Origin of the sequence: Thermaerobacillus caldiproteolyticus (genome assembly GCF_013761245.1) — a bacterium.
GTDB classification, from domain to species: domain Bacteria; phylum Bacillota; class Bacilli; order Bacillales; family Anoxybacillaceae; genus Thermaerobacillus; species Thermaerobacillus caldiproteolyticus.
On the sequence record NZ_JACDUT010000001.1, the window covers coordinates 609,901 to 630,252 of the forward strand.

Below are 20,352 nucleotides of genomic sequence, written 5' to 3' on the forward strand. Positions count from 1 at the left end.
TTGCACCGACCGTCAACTCTCTGCAGTCCGTTTTGTCCACTACTACTCCTTTTCACCGTTATTTTCCAATATTTTTATACCTAATATTTTAAAAAATTTGTCGCCTCGTTGCAAGTGGGGGGAGAGAAAAATCATTTTTTGTCAAAACTAATATGCTTGTTTTGCCTGTTATTAATATTCATCAATACTAGCTCGTTAGTTTATTATTTATAGTAAGAAATAAATTAGCTATTCGATTTTCGTCCACATTTCTTCTGGATTTAATTCATAAATGCCGTTTTCACGATACATATAGTTATTGATGATAAATTCGCGGCGAATGGTCGCATAATCATCATGAAATTTTTTAATGTACTCATTTAATTCTTTCTCTTCGTATTTTTTCCCCTTTTGTAATCCTTTTAACATATGCTCCAGCACGATAAGCTTTTTCTTTCGTTGAGCTGGGATATTTTTCAAACGCCCGTCAGTTGTAAAAAAGTTTTCAATCACTTTTTGCCGTTCTGCCATCACATCTGTCATGTCTTTTTTCACCTCATCTTGTTCAGCCAAATTTATTAATGATTTCGCATAATGCTTGATCACGGATCCATTGAGATAAAAATAAATCGTATTCCCGTCGCGCCGTTCGTAAACAGCATTGACTTCACGCAATCTTTTAAGATGATGTGTAATTGTCGCTGGAGTAAGACCAAGTTTTCCTGCAATCGCCTGACCGTGCAGCGGACCTTCAGAAAGCATTTTCATAATGCGAAGACGCGTTGGATCTCCGATCGTTTTATAAAAGATCACTAACCGATTGAGCTGCATAACCCCACCTCGATATTAGATGATCACCTAATTAGATATTTATCTAATTTCGGTTCATTTGTCAATAAAAAACACACCCGGTTGACCCGAGTGTGTTTAGCCCATCGTAACTGTTTGTTTTTCTTTGTTTACACATTTGTTCAATTTTCGATCATATAAAAGAGTGGTTATAAATGAAAGAGAAGAAAAGATGATGAGTGCAACAAACAATGGCTTTATGCCAGCGGTGTCAACGATAAAGCCACCGAGAACAGGGCCGACCATTCTTCCGGCGGTCGCTGTGCTGTTGACAAACCCTTGGTAAAAGCCCTCTTTCCCTTCCGGTGCTAAGCGGTTTGCTACTGTCGGAATCGCCGGCCATACAAGCATTTCGGCAATCGTCAATACAATCATGGCCAAAACGAAGTCGAAAAATGACGTTGCTTTCAGCAAAATGGAAAAGGAAACGATGAAAATGGCAAAGCCAATAAGCATTTGCCTCTTTACTTTCTGCATCCAGCGCTGAACAATCGCCGATAACAGCGGCTGGGCAAGAACAATAAGCGCTCCGTTAATCGTCCAAAGGAGGCTGTACTGCTTGAGCGTCATGGTCAACTCCTGCGTATACGTCGCAATCGTTGTCGACCATTGCACATAGCTTACCCAACATAAAAAATACCCGACGCATAGCGTCACCAGCGCATTCCAGCTTGCGCGACTTCCAATAGAAGCTGTTCCTGGCCTTTCGTTTTGCTTTTCAATTCTCTTGGCAACGCGGACGTTTTTTAAACCGATCGATATCATTAAGAAAAAACCAACATATAACAGTGCATTCGCTATAAAAATGAACGCAAACGAATAAGACGCAACAAGCCCTCCAAGCGCGGAACCGATGGCGACGCCGATGTTTTGCGCGACATATAAAGCATTAAACGCGCGCCTTCCCCCCTCCGGCCAAATCGCACCTGCATAAGCATAGGCAACAGGGAATACAATACCAGTTCCAAAGCCAATAATCGCTAAAAAGATAGCATAGTGAGGCCACCCATGAAAAAAGACAAGCCCGATTAATGCTGTTAATGTGATTACAATTCCGAGCATAATCGACTTGAAGCCGCCGATTTTATCGAACCACATTCCACCGACTAAATTGCCAACCACGCTTGCCCCTGAATTTATCATTAACACAATCCCGGCAATAGACAGCGATTTTCCAAGATGCTCATGAACGTAGATGGCATTCATTGGCCATAAAAAAGAGGCCCCTGTTACATTCATGGCCATTCCAATAATCAATATATAAAGAGCACGGGGCATACAAAATTCCTCCTAGAAATATTTCGAGTTTCAAAATCATTGTATTCATTTTTGCCAGTGAACGCAATGAAAAAAGGAGACGATTTCCATACCATTTCTCCTATACTTTATTGTAAAAATAGGGCTGTCCCCTTTACTAGGTCAGCCCCTAAAAATTAATATGGTTACTCTTCCACATGCTGCTTTGATTTTTGTGGCTGTCCGCCTGTTTGCTGGTACGCCTTTTTGGCTTGTTTAACAGGGGCAAAATCATTGCCTAACTCGATATCGTTATTATTTATGCTATTTCTTTTTTTTTGCTCTGGATTGTTTTGCTTGGAACGCTTTTTCATGACTGTCCTCCCTAATTATCTAACAAAATCATTTCATTTTGCAGTTGCTCTAATTGCAAGCGCATGCGATGCAATTGTTCGCGCTGCTGAGCGTTGCAGCTTAACGCCAAATGAGCTAAGTCGTTCACCGTATCTTCCAACATTTGTTGCGCCTTTGTATATTCTGTGTCATTATAGTGCTCTTGTTTTTTTGCTTCGGTATATTGGTCCTTTACATAGCGAATGACGTCTTCACAACGTTGTAAAAACTCATCGACTGACTGCCGCGTCGCCATATTCTTTCCCTCCAACGAAAAAAATGGTCTTTCTCACGATTAATGTGCACATTTCTTTTTGCGGTTATGACGTTAATGATTGGCAAATATCGATTTTTCTTATGAATCATGTTACAATGCTAAAATGATACGATTTGCAAGCTAAGGGAGGGGCCTGTGGTGAAACAGTCCAATCCATTTCCATATGCGAATGACAATAAACGTTATCACACATGGAATTATCATTTACGGCAAACATTTGGTCATAAAGTATTTAAAGTGGCGCTAGATGGTGGATTTGATTGTCCGAACCGCGACGGTACGGTTGCTTACGGCGGTTGCACGTTTTGCAGCGCTGCCGGTTCCGGCGATTTTGCCGGCAATCGCGCTGATGATTTAGTGACACAGTTCAATGCAATTAAAGAAAAAATGCACGCTAAATGGAAAGACGGAAAATATTTAGCATATTTCCAAGCGTTCACGAACACGCACGCTCCGGTTGAGGTGTTGCGCGAGAAATATGAAACAGTCTTAAACCTTGAAGGCGTTGTCGGCTTATCGATCGCTACCCGACCTGACTGCCTTCCAGATGATGTCGTTGAATATTTAGCAGAATTGAATGAACGTACGTATTTATGGGTCGAACTCGGACTACAAACTGTACACGAGCGAACAGCGTTATTAATTAACCGCGCCCATGATTTTGAATGTTATGTCGAAGGAGTGAATAAACTTCGCAAACATGGGATTCGCGTTTGTTCGCACATCATCAACGGCCTGCCTCTTGAGGACTATGATATGATGATGGAAACGGCAAGGACAGTCGCCAATCTTGACGTACAAGGGATTAAAATTCATTTACTGCATTTGCTAAAAGGAACGCCAATGGTAAAGCAATATGAAAAAGGAATGCTTAAATTTTTATCGTTCGACGAATATGTCAACCTCGTATGCGATCAACTAGAAATTCTTCCGCCGGAAATGATCGTCCACCGCATTACAGGAGATGGTCCAATCGATTTAATGATCGGACCAATGTGGAGCGTTAATAAATGGGAAGTGTTAAATGCTATTGATGCCGAACTAGAGCGTCGCAACAGCTATCAAGGAAAATATTACAAAAAAGAAGTGGTCAAATAATGAAATTAATCCGCATTCTTCCGTTTGCTCACGCGCTGATGGATATCGCAGTACAAGAAGGTGATATTGCCGTTGATGCAACAGTCGGAAACGGTCATGATACGCTTTATTTAGCAAGACGAGTTGGAACAACAGGGCGCGTGTTTGGGTTTGACATTCAAGCACAAGCGATTGAAAATACGACAGCCCGGTTAAAAGAACATGGTGTTCTCGACCAAGTCACGCTGTTTCAGGCTAGTCATGACGAACTCATCCATCAAATCCCAGCTGCCTACCATGGTCGTATTACCGGGGCGATATTTAATCTCGGCTATTTGCCGGGTGGTGATAAACACGTCGTCACAAAGCCCGATTCGACAATCCGGGCCATTGAACAGCTGTTAGACATCATGGCTCCTGAAGGGATCATTGTTCTTGTTATTTATCATGGACATCCAGAGGGAGCCATAGAACGCGATGCGTTGCTTAAGTATGTACAAACTCTCGAGCAACAGCGAGCGCATGTCTTACGTTACGAGTTTATCAATCAAATCAATCATCCACCATTTATTATTGCCATTGAAAAAAGATAAATGAGGCCGTCTCTTACATGGAGACAGCCTCATTTATTTTGCAATAAGAGGGGACATTTTTTGCCACATTCGATACGCTTTTCCGTTCCAATAAAAGAACCGCGAAACCATTCCTCCATACTGAACGAGCTGTTTAGCAAGCCGTTCAATCTCTTTTTGCTTTTTTACTTTTTCGTCAGATAAATATAACCCTAATAATCCGCGATGAATGAGACGATGGAACGACCCGTGCGGCAATTTGCCCACATGGCGATCCGCTTCTTCAATAAAATGACATAACCGTTCGATTAACATCGATTGATTTGGATAGTAAAAACAAAAGTTTAAGTCCCCACCTAAGCGATCCTCTTCTTGATCAATGAAATAATCAAGCAAAATATGTAACCCTTGAATGTATGGAAAATATCCGTTGCGCACTTGTCTTGCCATTTCTTCATTAAACGTTTCGGTAAAGGCATAGGCCACTAAACAAAAAATGCCTAACGTTGAACCGGAACATGCGGAAAACTCGTACCATTCCATTGGTGGAAGTTCATTTTTATATTGCTTAAACCATTGCTCAAGACGCGGTACGCGCTCATCGATTCGCACATGCTTATGAACTTGCAAATCGCAGTAATACCCTGCTAACTCCTGTAAAAATGGAACAATTTTTTCATAATGCTTCACCTGTTTAAGCACACCTTGGCATGTTCGAACAAGTTCGTGAAGATAGCCGCCATCGTCTTGTTCATTACGATGGCGATAATAATTAGAAACATCAGCATCGATAGACAATGCATCAGGCATCGACTCATGCAAGGCACGAAAATCAAGAGGGTCAAGCGATGTGCTTCGGTCGCATAAATTATCAAGGTAGTCGCTAATCGTCTGATAAGCCACGATAAAGCGAATGCATGCTTCCATATTCGCTTCCGCCAGCAGTGCCAAAATCGCTCCGCCTTCACAGTGAAATGTTTTTGTTTGAATGCTGGCTAATGCCTGTTTTCGTAATTCTGGATCCGGAATGGAATCGGCTTTTTGCTTCCAATAAGCTAATTCACGATGTACGGCAGGAAATACATCGCGATATACTTTTTTCATTAAACTAACAGGATGTGTAGGAATTTTCAACAAGCTCACCTCAGCTACATTTGTTACAACAAGCTTTACATTGTTCATCGATGCAGTTGACATTGCGTATCTAAAAATGTCTTGGCATATAAAAAGACATCGTCACGTTCTGGTTCGTTAAAGATTTCATGATATAATTTATTCCATTCTTTATATACTTTTTCTGATATTAGCAATTTGGCAAACCATTCTTTTACAGCCACTTTATCAACAATTTTATCGTCTCCGCCTTGCATGAGCAATAGTGGAATATCCGGGAATTTGTCAATATTGCGATAAGCCAATTGCATTGCTTTAATCAGTTCCCGATACCAACGAACAGATACTTTCGTAAAGTAAAGGGTATCGTTTTTATCCGTTTCATGCACTTCTGTATTTCTTGTTGCCATTTCAACAGACAGTCCCGAGTCAAACAGCATGGAAGGCATGACATAATTGAACACTCTTGACAACAAATCAAGCCCTTTAGATGGGTACGTGACAAGTCCTAAGCATGGTGAAGAAAGAATAACCCCTTTAATCGGAAGACGCTTTTCCTGTAATGTACGAATGACGACAAGTCCCCCCATACTATGCCCAAGCAGAAAAATCGGCAAATGAAATTCCTTCGCCGCTTCCACCCAATCAGCTACTTCATTAATATATTCATCAAAAGATTGAATATGTCCGCGCTTTCTTCTTGTCGTCGTCCCCTGTCCCGGCAAATCTCCTGCTACGACGTGATAGCCGTTTTCACACCATTTTTTAATTAGCCATTGATAACGGCCGTGATGTTCTGCTGCCCCATGAACGAGGACAATCGTTCCTTTGGCTTGATCCGCTTCCCATTTCCACATAAACATCCCTCCATTTACGAATCGTTAAAACATTTGTACAATGAGCATACAAGCAAATTTATAACGAAAGGAACGAAAGCGAATGATTTATCCTTACAAAGGGAAATTTCCGAAAATTGCTGAATCCGCGTTTATCGCTGATTATGTGACGATTACCGGCGATGTCGTTATCGGCGAAGAAACAAGCATTTGGTTTAACACCGTCATTCGCGGTGATGTCGCCCCAACCATTATTGGCAACCGCGTCAATATTCAAGATAACTCTATTTTACATCAAAGTCCAAACAATCCGCTTATTATTGAAGATGATGTCACCATCGGTCACCAAGTGATTTTACATAGTTCCATTATTCGAAAAAACGCATTAATCGGAATGGGATCAATTATTTTAGATGGCGCTGAAATTGGAGAAGGGGCATTTATCGGCGCAGGAAGCCTTGTCCCACAGGGAAAAAAGATTCCTCCTCACATCCTTGCATTCGGCCGCCCCGCTAAAATCATTCGTGAATTAACAGAAGAAGATATACGCGAAATGGAACGAATTCGCCGCGAATATGTCGAAAAAGGTCAATATTATAAATCATTACAACAGCGGTAATCGATCACAAACATTATTGGACGATAGAATTGAACAATATGTTATGTTATGATAGTCATTGGAATTTAGAAAATAAGGAGTAAAAGCATGTCGTCTATTGCCTTTTTTCTTTTTATTTTAATCGCTCTTTGCATGGCTATCTACTTACTTAAATCATTATGGAAAACAGCGCTCGTATTCTTTTGTCTATTTTTCCTTGCCATTCCGTTATTCCGTCACCAGGAAATGCAAACGGTCATTGAGAAATTCAAACAATCTAATCTAGCAAAAGAAGAAGCAGCCGTGCGAAAAGTGATTTCTTCGTTTGTCCATGAAGAAATCAAGCCGCTTGTACTGCTGGATGTCCCTCTTGTTCGTCAGCTCCCTGAATTACCGCGCGGCTGTGAGGTGACGAGTTTGGCAATGCTTCTTCAGGATGCAGGGGTTCAAGTGGATAAAATGACGCTCGCCAAACAAATTAAAAAGGACCCGACACCGTTTCAACGCCGCAATGGAAAAGTGTATTTTGGAAATCCCAATGATGGCTTTGTTGGGGATATGTACTCGCTCACAAAACCGGGATTAGGCGTTTACCATAAACCGATTCAACAGCTGGCGGAAACCTATTTGCCGAACCAAATCATTGATTTAACGGGAAGCGATTTCAGTGAATTGCAAAAATATCTCTCGAAGGGTTCGCCGATTTGGATTATTACAAATAGCACCTTTAAAAAACTCCCGGCATCAGCATTTCGCGAGTGGGACACCCCAAGCGGGCCGATTCAAATTACGTATTACGAGCATTCTGTCGTCATCACAGGATATGATCAAGACTATATTTATTTTAATGATCCCCTCTCTGGCGAAAAAAATAAAAAAGCACCCAAAGCGGAATTTTTAGAAGCTTGGGTGCAAATGGGAAGACAAGCAATCACGTATCAATCAAATTAGATTGATAGTGGTTGTTTGTCTTTTTTATATAAATGGGAAAAATCGTATTTTTTTTCGACATATACTTGATGCCAAACCATGAATGCAAGCACCGTCCAAATTTTGCGGCTATGATCTGCTTTATTGCTGCAATGTTCATCAAGCAAACGATATAATACGTCTTTGTTCAATAAATGATCAGTTGCGCTCTCTTTGATAATATTCTTCGCCCAGTCATACATTTCATTTTTTAACCAATGGCGAATAGGGACTGGGAATCCAAGTTTTTTGCGGTGTAGCACATGATCAGGAACAATGCCTTCTGCCGCTTTGCGCAAAATGTATTTCGTTGTGTTATTCGCGGTTTTCATTTCCGGCGCAATCTTTGCCGCCACTTCAAATACCGCTTTATCTAAAAACGGCACGCGCAACTCTAAAGAATGAGCCATTGTCATTTTATCTGCTTTTAATAAAATATCACCGCGCAACCATGTATGAATATCAATATATTGCATGCGGTTTACTGGAGGATAGTGCGTCGTTTCGTTATAAAGCGGCGCAGTAATATTTGTATACTCTAAACCGCTTTTATATCCTTTTAACAGCTCTTGTTTTTCTTCTTCGCTATACATTTTGGCGTTGCCGATGTAGCGTTCTTCCATTGGCGTGATTCCGCGTTCGATAAAGCTTTTTCCTTTCACTCCTTCTGGAAGCATGCGCGCAATCACACTTAATGCCGATTTCACCGCGTTCGGCATCCGTTCGAATACTTCTAACGATTGCGGCTCGCGATAAATGTTATAACCACCGAACAGCTCGTCCGCCCCTTCACCTGAAAGGACAACGGTCACATGCTTTCGTGCCTCACGGGCAACGAAATAAAGCGGTACTGCTGCTGGATCGGCAAGCGGATCATCCATATGCCACATAATTTTTGGAAATTCATCCATATACTCTTGCGGCGAGATGACATAGCTAATATTCTCGACACCGAGTTTTTCCGCTGTTTCTTTTGCGACGTCAATTTCGCTGAAACCTTCCCGTTCAAAACCGACAGAGAATGTCTTAATGTTCGGATGGAATTGTTTCGCAATGGAAGCAATGAGCGAGGAGTCAATTCCTCCTGATAAAAATGAGCCGACCGGCACATCGCTGCGCATATGCACTTTGACAGAATCAAACAGCACCTCGCGAATTTGTTTGACAAGCTCCTCTTCAGATTGAAAAACCGGCTGGAACCGTGCTTTCCAATAACGATGAATTGTTAATTTCTCGCCAACTTTCTTTTTAATGTAATGGCCTGGCTCCAGCTTTTTAATGCCGACAGACATCGTCATTGGCTCAGGCACATATTGAAACGTTAAGTAATGTTGTAGCGCCTCATAATCTAATAAATCATTTTCGAGCGCATGTAAAATGCTTTTCTTCTCAGAAGCAAAAAACGTCCGCCCATCTTGTTCCATATAGAAAAACGGTTTAATGCCAAACGGGTCACGCGCAGCAAAGATCGTTTTCTCCTCTTTATCCCAAATGATAAAAGCAAACATGCCGCGAAGTTTCTCGACCGCTTTTTCTTTTTCATGACTATATAGCGCAACAATTACTTCTGTATCGGAATGTGTGGCAAATTCGTATCCCTTTGCAAGCAACTCTTCGCGCAGTTCAATGTAGTTATAAATCTCTCCATTAAAAATAATCCAATATCGTTCATTTTCGTACGATAACGGTTGATGCCCCGCTTCCAAATCGATAATGCTTAACCGACGAAACCCAAAATTGACATAATCATCGAAAAAATACCCATCATCGTCTGGACCGCGGTGTGTAATCATATCGTTCATTTCTTCAAATGTTTTTTTCCATTGTTCGTCCATTGTTTTTGGATGGTCATGAATGCAACCAATAAACCCGCACATGTTGTTATTCACCTACTTCTTCATATTCAACTCGTAGATTATACCACATATTTGGACAGTTGAACTATTACATTTAGTTTACCCGATGGAAACAGATTCGTAACAAAGTCTTTTTTTAATAAGTCGCAAAAAAGGCTCTTTTTGTTGCACACATATTTGTTTCGCAAAAAAAGAGAGCTACATATGATAATGTAACTCTCTTTTTTTCATTCATTGCTTAGCTGCTAATGCAAGGGCTTGTTCTTTCAATGCTTCAGCTTTGTCGGTACGCTCCCATGGAAGATCAATATCCGTGCGACCGAAATGACCGTAAGCCGCTGTTTGTTTATAAATCGGGCGGCGCAAATCTAACATTTTAATAATGCCGGCAGGGCGAAGATCAAAATTGTTGCGTACTACTTCAATTAAGATGTCTTCCGATACTTTGCCCGTACCGAATGTATCGATAGAGATGGAAACAGGTTTTGCTACCCCAATCGCATACGCTAATTGCACTTCGCATTTATCAGCAAGCCCAGCTGCGACAATGTTTTTTGCCACATAGCGCGCCGCATACGCAGCAGAACGGTCTACTTTTGTAGGGTCTTTACCAGAGAAGGCACCGCCGCCGTGACGAGCGTAACCACCGTACGTATCAACGATGATTTTCCGTCCCGTTAATCCAGCGTCACCTTGAGGTCCGCCAATGACAAAGCGACCAGTTGGGTTAATGAAGTATTTTGTGTTTTCGTCGATTAGTTCAGCTGGTACAACTGGTTTAATCACATGTTCTTTAATGTTGCGCTCAATTTGCTCTTGAGTAATTTCCGGATGATGCTGCGTAGATACAACAATTGTATCCACACGAACAGGTTTTCCATTTTCATCGTATTCAACTGTTACTTGTGTTTTTCCATCTGGACGTAAGTAAGGTAAAATGTCTTCCTTACGAACTTCTGCTAAACGGCGTGCCAATCTATGAGCTAATGAAATCGGAAGCGGCATTAACTCTTTCGTTTCATTGCATGCAAATCCGAACATTAATCCTTGGTCCCCAGCACCGATTGCTTCAATTTCCTCGTCAGTCATCTGACCTTCGCGTGCTTCTAACGCTTTATCTACGCCCATTGCGATATCAGGAGACTGCTCGTCAATCGACGTTAATACAGCGCACGTATCAGCGTCAAATCCGAATTTAGCGCGAGTGTAACCGATTTCCCGAATCGTGTCACGAACGATTTTTGGAATATCCACATACGTAGATGTTGTAATCTCACCGCTGACTAACACTAATCCCGTCGTTACACTCGTTTCGCAAGCAACGCGGGCATTTGGGTCTTTTGCTAAAATCGCATCTAAAATCGCATCAGAAATTTGGTCACAAATTTTATCAGGATGCCCTTCTGTTACAGATTCAGAAGTAAACAAACGGCGTTTTGTTGACATTTCGTCAATTTCCTCCTCTTTTCTGTTGTGAGCTTTTAGAACACTCAGTTGCATTCTGCGCATTACGTAGATGATACGGTTACTCATTCCCTACTTAGTATAATTCAATTTTGTGATTTATAGCCAAACAAGGGGCATATAAAAAACCTTTCCTTCAACTTCGAGGAAAGGTGATTGCTCTTATATCGCGCCTTTCACTCTTATCGTTCAAGGGCTTTCCCTTGCCACAGGTTAGCACCATTTCACATGTTCCATTGTTGTGACGGTTGCTGGGTTTCATCGGGCCTGTCCCTCCACCAACTCGGGATAAGAGTATCCGTTCAATGACTTATCATATCGTAACTAGATAAAGAAAGTCAATAAATTTTTTATATAAAGTTTTTATCAAAAAAATGGGGAAAATAAATAAAAAGAAATTATGATAAATAGTATGGACTAATAATATAAATGTGTTATACTATTTCCAAGAAGATTAAATTCACAAAAAGGCAGGTTTTGTACATGAACACTGTTGACGTGACAAATAAATTGGCTGTATTGTTACAACAACCAAACGTACTTAAAAATCTATCCGTACCGCAATTAGTTGAAAAGGTTCTCAAGCGAAAAGAAGGAATGTTAACACTAACGGGTGCTGTTGCGACAACAACAGGAAAATATACAGGACGTTCGCCAAAAGATAAATATATCGTCGAAGAAGCATCAACAAAGGCAAAAATTGATTGGGGAACTGTCAATCAGCCAATTTCTGAGGAAACGTTTGAAAAATTATATAACAAAGTTATCGACTATCTAATGGAAAAAGATGAAGTATTTGTATTCAAAGGGTTTGCTGGAGCCGATCCGAAATACCGCCTACCGATTCAAGTGGTTAACGAATTTTCTTGGCATAATTTGTTTGCTCATCAATTATTCATTCGCCCGACACAGGAAGAACTACAAACACATGAAGCTGAATTCACTGTCATTTCCGCGCCGAATTTTAAAGCGGATCCTGCTGTGGATGGAACGAAATCGGAAACTTTTATTATCATTTCATTTGAGCGCCGGACAGTATTAATCGGCGGGACTGAATATGCTGGAGAAATGAAAAAATCGATTTTCTCGGTTATGAATTATCTTCTCCCAGAACAAGGAATTTTACCGATGCATTGCTCAGCTAATGTCGGACAAGAAGGCGATGTCGCTTTATTTTTTGGTCTTTCCGGCACCGGGAAAACAACACTTTCCGCTGATCCAAAACGCCGTCTCATCGGAGACGATGAACATGGTTGGTCAAATCGCGGCATCTTTAATATCGAAGGCGGCTGCTATGCGAAATGCATTAACTTATCGCGGGAAAAAGAGCCACAAATTTTTGATGCCATCCGATTTGGCTCAGTATTAGAAAACGTCATTGTTGACGAACAGACTCGCATTCCTAACTATGAGGATGCTACATTGACGGAAAACACACGTGCAGCTTACCCAATTCAAGCGATTGATAACATCGTTGACCCGAGCATCGCCGGTCACCCAACAACAATTATTTTCTTAACCGCTGACGCCTTTGGTGTCTTGCCGCCGATTAGCAAATTAACGCGAGAGCAAGCAATGTATCATTTCCTAAGCGGCTATACAAGCAAATTAGCAGGCACAGAACGCGGAATTACATCTCCGCAAGCGACATTCTCCACTTGCTTTGGCGCACCATTTTTGCCGCTCCCGGCCACTCGCTATGCAGAGATGCTCGGTAAAAAAATTGCTGAACATAACGTGCAAGTATTTCTAGTGAACACCGGATGGACAGGAGGAGAATATGGGGTTGGTAGCCGCATGAAACTTCAATATACGCGCGCGATGGTGCAAGCTGCTGTCGAAGGAGAATTAGCAAACGTAGAAACAATGAAAGACCCAATTTTCGGCTTAGAAATCCCAGCGCACGTTCCGGGCGTACCAGATGAAGTATTGCATCCACAAAACACATGGGCTGATAAGCAAGCATATGAACAAAAAGCAAAGGAACTTGCCGAAAAGTTCCGGGAAAACTTTAAAAAGTTCAAACACATCGATCCGGAAATTGAAAAACTCGGTGGCCCAATCATTTAAAGACACAAGGGATATCTTCTTTTGAAAGAAGATATCCCTTGTTATTTATATGCTAGTTAATCGAATGTAATGAAATCAATTCATACGTAATCACGGTACGATGATTGGCTAGCTCGATTTTTTTCACCACCGCTTGTCCGCTTGCTTCACTTTGAAGTGTCCGCTTTACCTCAATCGGAATGTCCAATGGATAAATGCGGTATCCTTCTTTTTCAAGAATAAACAAATTGTCTTCGATTCGCTTTTCGTTTCCTTTTGTCACAATGAGCGTTTGAAACTCTAACGGCATGCCCATGAAAATGCACCCCTTTTCTTCCCTTCTTCTCTTTCCATAGTATCACGAACGCGACTGTTGTTTCATCCATTCCGTTAATCGTCGAACCGTTTCACGGTTATGTTGCGGCGGAAAATAATGTGTAAACTTCGGAAAATACCACGTCGTCACTTGCTTGTTCATCTCTTTTAATCGCCGCTCTAGCCGATATGCATGTTCAATCGATACATTTTCATCTTTTTCCCCGTGAATGATTAAAACGGGGGCGTGAATCCGCTCGACTTCATAAAGTGGAGTACGCCATTTATATCGTTCCGGATATTTAGAAGGCGTCCCCCCTATGACCCGTTTCATCATTCTGCGCAAATCCGGTCGCTCCCAATACGTTAATTCTACATCGGAAACCCCACCCCAAACAACAACAGAGCAAACACGCGGCTCAAGAATCGCCGTATGAAGTGCCATTGCTCCACCGCGTGAAAAGCCAAATACATGAATCCGTTCATGATGGACCTTTGGATGGGCTTCTAAAATGCGGAAGGCTGCTAACGCATCATAACGGTCTTCACCAGCGAAGTCTTCATTCCCTTCGCCCCCTTGATTACCTCGGTAAAACGGAGCCATTACGACAAATCCTTCCGCAGCAAACTGAGTAATTCGTGACAGGCGCACCTTACCGACATTTTTAATACCGCCGCGTAAATAAAGAAAGCCATCATACACACCAGCCGCTTTTGGCTCGGCTAAAAACCCCTTTATTTTTAATCCTTGGCACATATACGTGACAAGAGACACGTCAATATGCGGGTTCGGCGATGGGAAGCGATGCTTTTCGATTATTTGTCCATCCATATCTCTCTTCCTTTCTAGGCATTCACACATTTTTGTCACATGCATACGATAAGATAGATTTTCATTCCACCATAAGGAGGTCCGTACCGGTGAAAAAATGGTTTCGAATCGCTATGATGTCTCTTCTTATCGTTTTTCTTATCATTCCAATAACCGCTTGTACCCAGCAAGAAAAGAAAACGGTGAAAACTGTACGTGTTGCTGAAGTGACTCGCTCCATTTTTTATGCTCCACAATATGTTGCACTATCAAAAGGATTTTTTAAAAAGGAAGGGTTAAACATCGAATTAACAACGACATGGGGCGGAGATAAAACAATGACGACCCTTCTTTCCGGCGGAGCAGACATCGCTTTAGTCGGCTCGGAAACATCGATTTATGTCTACAGTCAAGGGACAAATGACCCCGTTATTAATTTCGCCCAATTAACTCAAACAGATGGAACGTTCCTTGTCTCCCGTAAAAAAATCGACAACTTTTCATGGGATCAACTCAAAGGAAGTACGTTCCTCGGTCAGCGCAAAGGCGGTATGCCGCAAATGGTCGGTGAATTCGTACTGAAACAACACAGCATTGATCCGCATAAAGATTTACATTTAATTCAAAATGTTGATTTTGCTAATATCGCGAACGCGTTCGCGAGCGGCACAGGTGACTACGTTCAATTATTTGAACCAACAGCGAGCATTTTTGAACAACAAGGGAAAGGCTACATCGTCGCTTCATTTGGAACGGAATCTGGTCATGTTCCGTATACAACCTTCATGGCGAAACAAAGTTTTATCAAAAATAACAAAGACACGATCAAAAAATTCACGCGGGCTCTCTACAAGGCACAGCAATGGGTCGAAACCCATAGTACAGCCGATATTGCAAAAGCGATTCAGCCCTACTTCAAGGATACGGACATTCAATTGATTGAAAAAGTCGTCGACCGCTACAAAAGCCAAGGTTCCTACGCAACGAGTCCGATTCTTGATGAAGAAGAATGGAACAACTTACAAAACATTATGAATGAAGCAGGCGAATTGCCAAAACACATCGACCATCAGACGCTTGTTGATAATTCCTTTGCAGAAAACGTAATCGACAAATAATCTTGGCAGGTGAAAAACATGAACTTTTTAGTCGTTGACCATGTCTCCCATACGTATTTTACGGAAAAAGCAGCAGTCACTGCGTTAGAAAATGTGTCTCTTGAGATTGAGAAAGGGGAATTTGTCTCCTTTCTTGGTCCTAGCGGCTGTGGAAAAACGACATTACTTTCGATTATTGCTGCATTAATTCAACCAACAAAAGGAAGCGTCATTTTGGAAGGAGAAAAAGTTCATTCGATCCATCCATCCGTTGGTTATATGCTACAGCAAGACTATTTGTTTCCATGGAAAACCATTGAAGAAAACATTTTATTAGGATTAACGATCATGGGGATGAACTCAAATGAAGCAAAACAACGAGCTCTTGATTTACTATCCCGTATCGGCTTAAAAGGTGTAGAAACATATTATCCAAACCAACTATCCGGTGGCATGCGACAGCGCGCTGCCCTCGTGAGAACACTCGCGACGGATCCAAAAATTCTTTTGCTTGACGAGCCATTTTCCGCTTTAGATTATCAAACAAAACTAAAGCTAGAAGAGCTAGTATGGAAAACATTAAAAGAATACAAAAAAACCGCCTTACTCGTTACCCACGATATTGGTGAAGCCATCGCCATGAGCGATCGCATTTTCTTATTTTCCGCAAAACCGGGCCGGCTTGTTCGTACGTTTATAGTTCCAAAAGAATTACGCAACTTGTCTCCATTTCATTCTCGCAACCATACCACATTTTCAGAGCTATTTCAATTTATTTGGAAGGAGCTTGATTCCCTTGAAGCAAACGAATAACCAGATTCAAGTCCTTCATGAACAATACGTAATACGTCTAAAACAAGAAAAACGATGGGTTCGCTTTTTTCAGCTCCTTATTTTCGTTGCGTTTTTCTCACTGTGGGAAATCGCTAGCCGAAACCATTGGATTGACCCTCTTTTATTCAGCTCTCCATCAACTATTTGGAAGCTATTCGTACAAAAAATCGCTGATGGCTCCCTTGTTTCACATACAGGTATAACTCTAGGAGAAACCATCATCGGCTTTATGTTAGCAACATTCGCGGGAACATTTTTTGCAGCATTACTTTGGTGGTTTCCACGTCTATCGAAAATCGTCGATCCTTATTTAGTCATCTTGAACGCGATGCCAAAGGTAGCACTTGGTCCGATTTTCATTGTCGCACTGGGTCCGGGATTCACTTCGATTATTGCGATGGGGACGATTATCTCCCTTATAATCACTACAATTGTTGTGTACACATCATTCAAAGAAGTTGATCCAAACTATATTAAAGTATTAAAAACATTTGGTGCGAGCCGCTTTCAATGCTTTAAAGAAGCCGTTTTACCGTCATCTTTCCCAACAATTATCTCCACCTTGAAAGTAAATGTAGGCTTATCATGGGTCGGAGTCGTTGTCGGTGAATTTCTTGTCTCGAAACAAGGGCTCGGATATATGATTATTTATGGTTTTCAAGTGTTTAACTTTACACTTGTGCTATTAAGTTTACTTGTCATTGCTTTTTTAGCGACCATTATGTATCAAATCGTTGGATGGATAGAACGAAAATTAATCAAAAACCGCTAGAGACGTTCTCATAGTAGCGAACGTCTCTTTATTTCTTCGAGTGTACAAGCCCATACTTGATCTTTCATAATAAAACTAAATCGCTCATCAGCCAGAAGATAATCTGGTAATTCATCAAGCAACACGGGACCGTTCGTCTCCAAATACGTAGACTGTTGACACAATTCTTTAATTTCCGCGAAATAAATATTTTTAACGATGAAGCCTCCCACCTTATACTGCCCAATATACGTTAAACGCTCGACGATTCCTCCCGTTTCCTCTTTTACTTCACGAATCGCTGCTTGTTCCGCTGTCTCTTGTGGTTCTACTTTTCCCCCGGGAAACTCAAGACCACGCTTAGGATGATCTGTCAAAAGCCATTTCTGTTTGTAGCGGCACACTATCCAGACATGACCAGGCTTTTTCGAAAACGGATGGTCAGCAAATGACAATGAAACGCAATTTCCGTAATAATCTGAAAAGATGAACATATTTCTCCAACCTCATCTTGATTGTGCTATTATTTATTTCTTTATTATACAAAAAAGCCACCGAAACCGGTGACTTATTGTTCCATCTTTTCCTCCTGAATAAACCCGAGAGAACGAACATGCTGTTTCGCTTCCTCATTGCCAAGCTTATAAATCAGCTGATAAATTTTTTTCAATGTCTCATCGTAGGCGTCATTTTCACGGTCATAATGATATTGGACATACGGAACGTGTGAACGCCAGAACGCTTGCCAATCGGTTGAATAGTTTTGATCAAAATATTCACGCAACTGAATGATTTCCTCATCGGTCGCTTCAATTTGAAAATCCCACGGAGAAGCTGTTCTCAATTGAGAAATCTCACCTGTTGCCATTGACACATAATACGTTTTTCTCTTTTGTTCCACCACACTTGTCATCTCCTTCTCATCGCCTTGTTTATTGATTAGTGTGGGTGAACATACAGAAATTATGCTTACAAATTTACTAAGGGCGTTCCCGCAACAATTCAATAACTTTTGCAAGAAATTCAGGAATCGGAACCCCTGCGCGCCCTGCGTTTTCAATGATGGAAATGAATTCATTGAGTATATAGAAAAAAATCGTTGCATCACGAATAAAATGGTTATTCCAGCCGATCGCCATATCAAGTAAATGAGACACACCCACTAATATAAAAATAATCAATTTGCGTGCAATGCCTCGGAATCCAACTGCGCTCGATAATTTTCCTTCTATCGCACTGGCGATAACCCCTGTTATATAATCAATGACTACGAAGCAAATGAGGATAATTACTAATAAATCCAAGCTTCCGAACATCGATACCACCATTGAGCCAAGCAAGGATACTCCGAGCACAGTAGGGTATTTATGCACACTTCTCCCCTTCCTTCTGAGGTTGATGATATATTTTATGTAAAAAGAAACTGGGGAGTATAGACATTTTTCCACGCAATAAAAAAACAATCACCCTCGCTATGAAAGGAGAGTGATTGTTTTTTATTCATTATTTTCCAAGAAACGATTTCAACATCCATACATGTTTTTCTAAACTTTGATGAATTCCTAACAACATATCTCCTGTCGTTTCATCGCCAACTTCATCCGCTACTTGCATACCCTCTTTGAGTTCTTGAATCATTATCTCAAAGTCATTTACGAGCGTACCAACCATTTCTTCTGCCGTTTCCTGTCCGGTCGCTTCTTTCACAGAAGCCTTTTCCAAGCATTCTTTCATCGTAGCGACAGGAGCTCCTCCCAACGCAAGAAGACGCTCAGCTAACTCATCAATATGTAGTGCCGCCTCGTTGTACAGTTGTTCGAATTTTTCGTGCAATGTGAAAAACTGCGAACCTTTGACAAACCAATGATAATTATGCAGCTTAATGTACAAAACGCTCCAATTGGCAATTTGTTTATTCACGATTTCCGTTAATTGTTTTGCTTCTGTTTTCATACAATCCCCTCCTACTTTATATGTTTATCCCTCTTTTTGTTCCCTAAAACATCCCTTTTTATGCATTATAAACTATTTGCGTGAGTTCGGTAAAGTCCGCTTCGCATGTACAACCCTTAACGAAAACTTGGCTACATATTGTATTTGCTTTTCCACGCCGTTTTCGTTTTATTCATCATCTTGTAACATAGCTCATTGATTGCTCTACGTTTTCCGTCCTATTATGGTAATATAAAAACATATACAACGAAGGGGGACATAAAGCACTGTGTATACCGTTTTGATTATTTCGCTTATTATCGTCGCTCTTGTTTTAGCATTAAGCGTGGCGACAACTTCAAAAGCCTACCAGTACAAACATACTGTTGATCCGCTCGAGAACAATCCTTATGTGCAAAGTGAAAAAGCCGATAATCAAGAAAATGGCGCAAATCAATAAAACGAAAACATGTCTTTTAGTCATGAATCATAATTACAGAGCAGTGTCGTGAATGTAAGGTTCATTTGGCTGCTTGACTTTTTTCACGGTTTTAATTTTTATGCAAGGAAGAATATTTCCTTTATAGTTCGTTTTATCGATAATCCCCGTCACTTTTACCCATTCATCATTATTAAGCTGCTTAAGTTGCTCCCCGCTCGCTAACATCCCATAGACAGAAGCATCGGCAACGCAGCATGTAACGACGAACCTGGCAATCACAGCTTTCTCTTTTACAAAGTCGGGCTCGCGATATACAAACCCTACAAGTTCAATTTCTTTACCGGTAAACCGTTTTACATTGTTATGAATAATTTCTAAAATTGCCAAGTAGTTTTCGTTCGTAAACACTACCTTCTTAGTAGATGTCAATGCTTCTGTCAGTTGCTTCTTGTTCATGCTTTTTTCTATCGGCTTTTTTTCCGTTTCATTTTGAGACAATTCTGTTAAATATTGCGTTCCATCATCAGAAGATACATTATTTTCAGGCTGTCTTCCGATTTGCACACCTCGCTTAGCAGCGACCGAACTGTCAAGCACTTGACTGGAGAACATCAATCCTGTGATGACCGGAACGATAAATAAGACGGAAACGATAAGTGATTGAAAAGGATGTTTCTTCTCATGATGACCGCATTCGCAATAAACGGCATTCTCTTTATGATCACTTCGCCAAATTTGGATAATGCCGAGAATAAACAATACGCTCATCGCAAAATAAATAAACGGAAACATCTTTGGTGCAATCAATTGCTGAATTTGTCCGGTTACGATTAATTTAAACATTAATAAGGCAAAGCCCAATAAAAGAACTCCCCGCAAAAAAAGATTATTGCTCATTCATT

At 41.0% G+C, this 20,352-nt stretch carries 24 protein-coding genes, 1 riboswitch and 1 other annotated feature (1 of these 26 only partly in view); of the genes, 9 read left to right on the forward strand and 15 right to left on the reverse strand.

Annotated elements, in window-relative coordinates; genetic code table 11:
* Nucleotides 1-65: a binding site (T-box leader), on the reverse strand; it reaches 164 nt to the left of the window's first position.
* A gap of 163 nt (nucleotides 66-228) precedes the next feature.
* The 4 genes from HNR31_RS03085 to HNR31_RS03100 all read right to left on the reverse strand — a co-directional run bounded on the left by HNR31_RS03085 (nucleotide 229) and on the right by HNR31_RS03100 (nucleotide 2,713).
* Nucleotides 229-810 (reverse strand): DUF2087 domain-containing protein, encoded by a 582-nt coding sequence (locus HNR31_RS03085; protein ID WP_181554775.1) that lies wholly within the window; start codon nucleotides 808-810, stop codon nucleotides 229-231.
* 96 nt (nucleotides 811-906) lie between these two features.
* The gene (locus tag HNR31_RS03090; RefSeq protein WP_181554776.1) at nucleotides 907-2,106 is read right to left on the reverse strand and encodes an MDR family MFS transporter; all 1,200 of its coding nucleotides are present in this window, start codon (nucleotides 2,104-2,106) and stop codon (nucleotides 907-909) included.
* A gap of 164 nt (nucleotides 2,107-2,270) precedes the next feature.
* A complete protein-coding gene (locus HNR31_RS03095; protein WP_181554777.1) occupies nucleotides 2,271-2,438 on the reverse strand; it encodes a glycogen biosynthesis protein GlgD in 168 nt (55 codons plus the stop codon).
* Between the two features lie 11 nt (nucleotides 2,439-2,449).
* A complete protein-coding gene (locus tag HNR31_RS03100) occupies nucleotides 2,450-2,713 on the reverse strand; it encodes a YtzC family protein (protein ID WP_181554778.1) in 264 nt (87 codons plus the stop codon).
* Nucleotides 2,714-2,872: 159 nt separating this feature from the next.
* Between HNR31_RS03100 and HNR31_RS03105 the strand changes: the two genes are divergently transcribed.
* Together HNR31_RS03105 and HNR31_RS03110 are read left to right on the forward strand one after the other, a co-directional pair.
* Complete coding sequence (locus HNR31_RS03105) at nucleotides 2,873-3,832, forward strand: TIGR01212 family radical SAM protein (protein WP_181554779.1); 960 nt, start codon at nucleotides 2,873-2,875, stop codon at nucleotides 3,830-3,832.
* Nucleotides 3,832-4,404: a class I SAM-dependent methyltransferase gene (locus HNR31_RS03110; RefSeq protein WP_181554780.1), complete on the forward strand. Its 573-nt coding sequence runs from the start codon at nucleotides 3,832-3,834 to the stop codon at nucleotides 4,402-4,404. The genes HNR31_RS03105 and HNR31_RS03110 overlap by 1 nt, the downstream gene beginning before the upstream one ends.
* A 33-nt stretch (nucleotides 4,405-4,437) precedes the next feature.
* Here HNR31_RS03110 and HNR31_RS03115 read toward each other — a convergent pair whose 3' ends face one another.
* Together HNR31_RS03115 and HNR31_RS03120 are read right to left on the reverse strand one after the other, a co-directional pair.
* Nucleotides 4,438-5,517 carry a tetraprenyl-beta-curcumene synthase family protein gene (locus HNR31_RS03115; RefSeq protein ID WP_181554781.1) on the reverse strand — a complete coding sequence of 360 codons (1,080 nt, stop codon included), beginning with the start codon at nucleotides 5,515-5,517 and terminating at the stop codon, nucleotides 4,438-4,440.
* A gap of 44 nt (nucleotides 5,518-5,561) precedes the next feature.
* A complete protein-coding gene (locus tag HNR31_RS03120) occupies nucleotides 5,562-6,353 on the reverse strand; it encodes an alpha/beta hydrolase (protein WP_181554782.1) in 792 nt (263 codons plus the stop codon).
* Nucleotides 6,354-6,435: 82 nt separating this feature from the next.
* Here HNR31_RS03120 and HNR31_RS03125 point away from each other — a divergent pair, with 82 nt between their 5' ends.
* Together HNR31_RS03125 and HNR31_RS03130 are read left to right on the forward strand one after the other, a co-directional pair.
* Complete coding sequence (locus HNR31_RS03125; RefSeq protein WP_181554783.1) at nucleotides 6,436-6,951, forward strand: gamma carbonic anhydrase; 516 nt, start codon at nucleotides 6,436-6,438, stop codon at nucleotides 6,949-6,951.
* A gap of 87 nt (nucleotides 6,952-7,038) precedes the next feature.
* On the forward strand, nucleotides 7,039-7,881 hold the full coding sequence (locus tag HNR31_RS03130) for a C39 family peptidase (protein ID WP_181554784.1): 843 nt from the start codon (nucleotides 7,039-7,041) through the stop codon (nucleotides 7,879-7,881).
* Here the strand turns inward: HNR31_RS03130 and asnB are convergent.
* Together asnB and metK are read right to left on the reverse strand one after the other, a co-directional pair.
* Nucleotides 7,878-9,776, reverse strand: a complete 1,899-nt coding sequence (asnB, locus tag HNR31_RS03135) for an asparagine synthase (glutamine-hydrolyzing) (protein WP_181554785.1) — start codon at nucleotides 9,774-9,776, stop codon at nucleotides 7,878-7,880. The two genes, HNR31_RS03130 and asnB, sit on opposite strands and share 4 nt — an antisense overlap.
* Before the next feature lie 210 nt (nucleotides 9,777-9,986).
* The gene (metK, locus tag HNR31_RS03140; protein ID WP_181554786.1) at nucleotides 9,987-11,201 is read right to left on the reverse strand and encodes a methionine adenosyltransferase; all 1,215 of its coding nucleotides are present in this window, start codon (nucleotides 11,199-11,201) and stop codon (nucleotides 9,987-9,989) included.
* 197 nt (nucleotides 11,202-11,398) lie between these two features.
* Nucleotides 11,399-11,514, reverse strand: a riboswitch (SAM riboswitch).
* Nucleotides 11,515-11,702: 188 nt separating this feature from the next.
* On the opposite strand from metK, the gene pckA reads away from it, so the two are divergent.
* Entirely contained in the window at nucleotides 11,703-13,289 is a 1,587-nt protein-coding gene (pckA, locus tag HNR31_RS03145) for a phosphoenolpyruvate carboxykinase (ATP) (RefSeq protein ID WP_181554787.1), read from the forward strand.
* A gap of 52 nt (nucleotides 13,290-13,341) precedes the next feature.
* Here pckA and HNR31_RS03150 read toward each other — a convergent pair whose 3' ends face one another.
* Nucleotides 13,342-13,584, reverse strand: coding sequence for a DUF2584 domain-containing protein (locus HNR31_RS03150; protein WP_181554788.1), 243 nt, complete (start codon nucleotides 13,582-13,584; stop codon nucleotides 13,342-13,344).
* 42 nt (nucleotides 13,585-13,626) lie between these two features.
* Complete coding sequence (locus tag HNR31_RS03155; protein ID WP_181554789.1) at nucleotides 13,627-14,415, reverse strand: alpha/beta hydrolase family protein; 789 nt, start codon at nucleotides 14,413-14,415, stop codon at nucleotides 13,627-13,629.
* Nucleotides 14,416-14,504: 89 nt separating this feature from the next.
* On the opposite strand from HNR31_RS03155, the gene HNR31_RS03160 reads away from it, so the two are divergent.
* From HNR31_RS03160 to HNR31_RS03170, 3 genes are read left to right on the forward strand one after another with little or no spacing between them, the layout of a single operon-like run.
* Nucleotides 14,505-15,512, forward strand: a complete 1,008-nt coding sequence (locus tag HNR31_RS03160) for an ABC transporter substrate-binding protein (protein WP_373367348.1) — start codon at nucleotides 14,505-14,507, stop codon at nucleotides 15,510-15,512.
* Nucleotides 15,513-15,530: 18 nt separating this feature from the next.
* Nucleotides 15,531-16,304 (forward strand): ABC transporter ATP-binding protein, encoded by a 774-nt coding sequence (locus HNR31_RS03165; RefSeq protein WP_181554791.1) that lies wholly within the window; start codon nucleotides 15,531-15,533, stop codon nucleotides 16,302-16,304.
* The gene (locus HNR31_RS03170) at nucleotides 16,288-17,097 is read left to right on the forward strand and encodes an ABC transporter permease (RefSeq protein WP_181554792.1); all 810 of its coding nucleotides are present in this window, start codon (nucleotides 16,288-16,290) and stop codon (nucleotides 17,095-17,097) included. The genes HNR31_RS03165 and HNR31_RS03170 overlap by 17 nt, the downstream gene beginning before the upstream one ends.
* A gap of 8 nt (nucleotides 17,098-17,105) precedes the next feature.
* Here HNR31_RS03170 and ytkD read toward each other — a convergent pair whose 3' ends face one another.
* From ytkD to HNR31_RS03190, 4 genes are all read right to left on the reverse strand, one after another.
* Nucleotides 17,106-17,570: an RNA deprotection pyrophosphohydrolase gene (gene ytkD / locus HNR31_RS03175; protein ID WP_181554793.1), complete on the reverse strand. Its 465-nt coding sequence runs from the start codon at nucleotides 17,568-17,570 to the stop codon at nucleotides 17,106-17,108.
* Nucleotides 17,571-17,644: 74 nt separating this feature from the next.
* Nucleotides 17,645-17,980: a hydrolase gene (locus tag HNR31_RS03180; protein WP_181554794.1), complete on the reverse strand. Its 336-nt coding sequence runs from the start codon at nucleotides 17,978-17,980 to the stop codon at nucleotides 17,645-17,647.
* Nucleotides 17,981-18,056: 76 nt separating this feature from the next.
* Nucleotides 18,057-18,404, reverse strand: a complete 348-nt coding sequence (locus tag HNR31_RS03185; RefSeq protein WP_220129389.1) for a phage holin family protein — start codon at nucleotides 18,402-18,404, stop codon at nucleotides 18,057-18,059.
* Nucleotides 18,405-18,579: 175 nt separating this feature from the next.
* Nucleotides 18,580-19,029 carry a Dps family protein gene (locus tag HNR31_RS03190; protein ID WP_181554796.1) on the reverse strand — a complete coding sequence of 150 codons (450 nt, stop codon included), beginning with the start codon at nucleotides 19,027-19,029 and terminating at the stop codon, nucleotides 18,580-18,582.
* Nucleotides 19,030-19,297: 268 nt separating this feature from the next.
* Between HNR31_RS03190 and ytzI the strand changes: the two genes are divergently transcribed.
* Nucleotides 19,298-19,468 (forward strand): YtzI protein, encoded by a 171-nt coding sequence (gene ytzI / locus HNR31_RS03195; RefSeq protein ID WP_181554797.1) that lies wholly within the window; start codon nucleotides 19,298-19,300, stop codon nucleotides 19,466-19,468.
* A 33-nt stretch (nucleotides 19,469-19,501) separates the two neighbouring features.
* On the opposite strand, the gene HNR31_RS03200 is transcribed toward ytzI, so the two are convergent.
* The gene (locus tag HNR31_RS03200; RefSeq protein WP_181554798.1) at nucleotides 19,502-20,347 is read right to left on the reverse strand and encodes a TIGR03943 family putative permease subunit; all 846 of its coding nucleotides are present in this window, start codon (nucleotides 20,345-20,347) and stop codon (nucleotides 19,502-19,504) included.
* Nucleotides 20,348-20,352 lie beyond the last annotated feature (5 nt).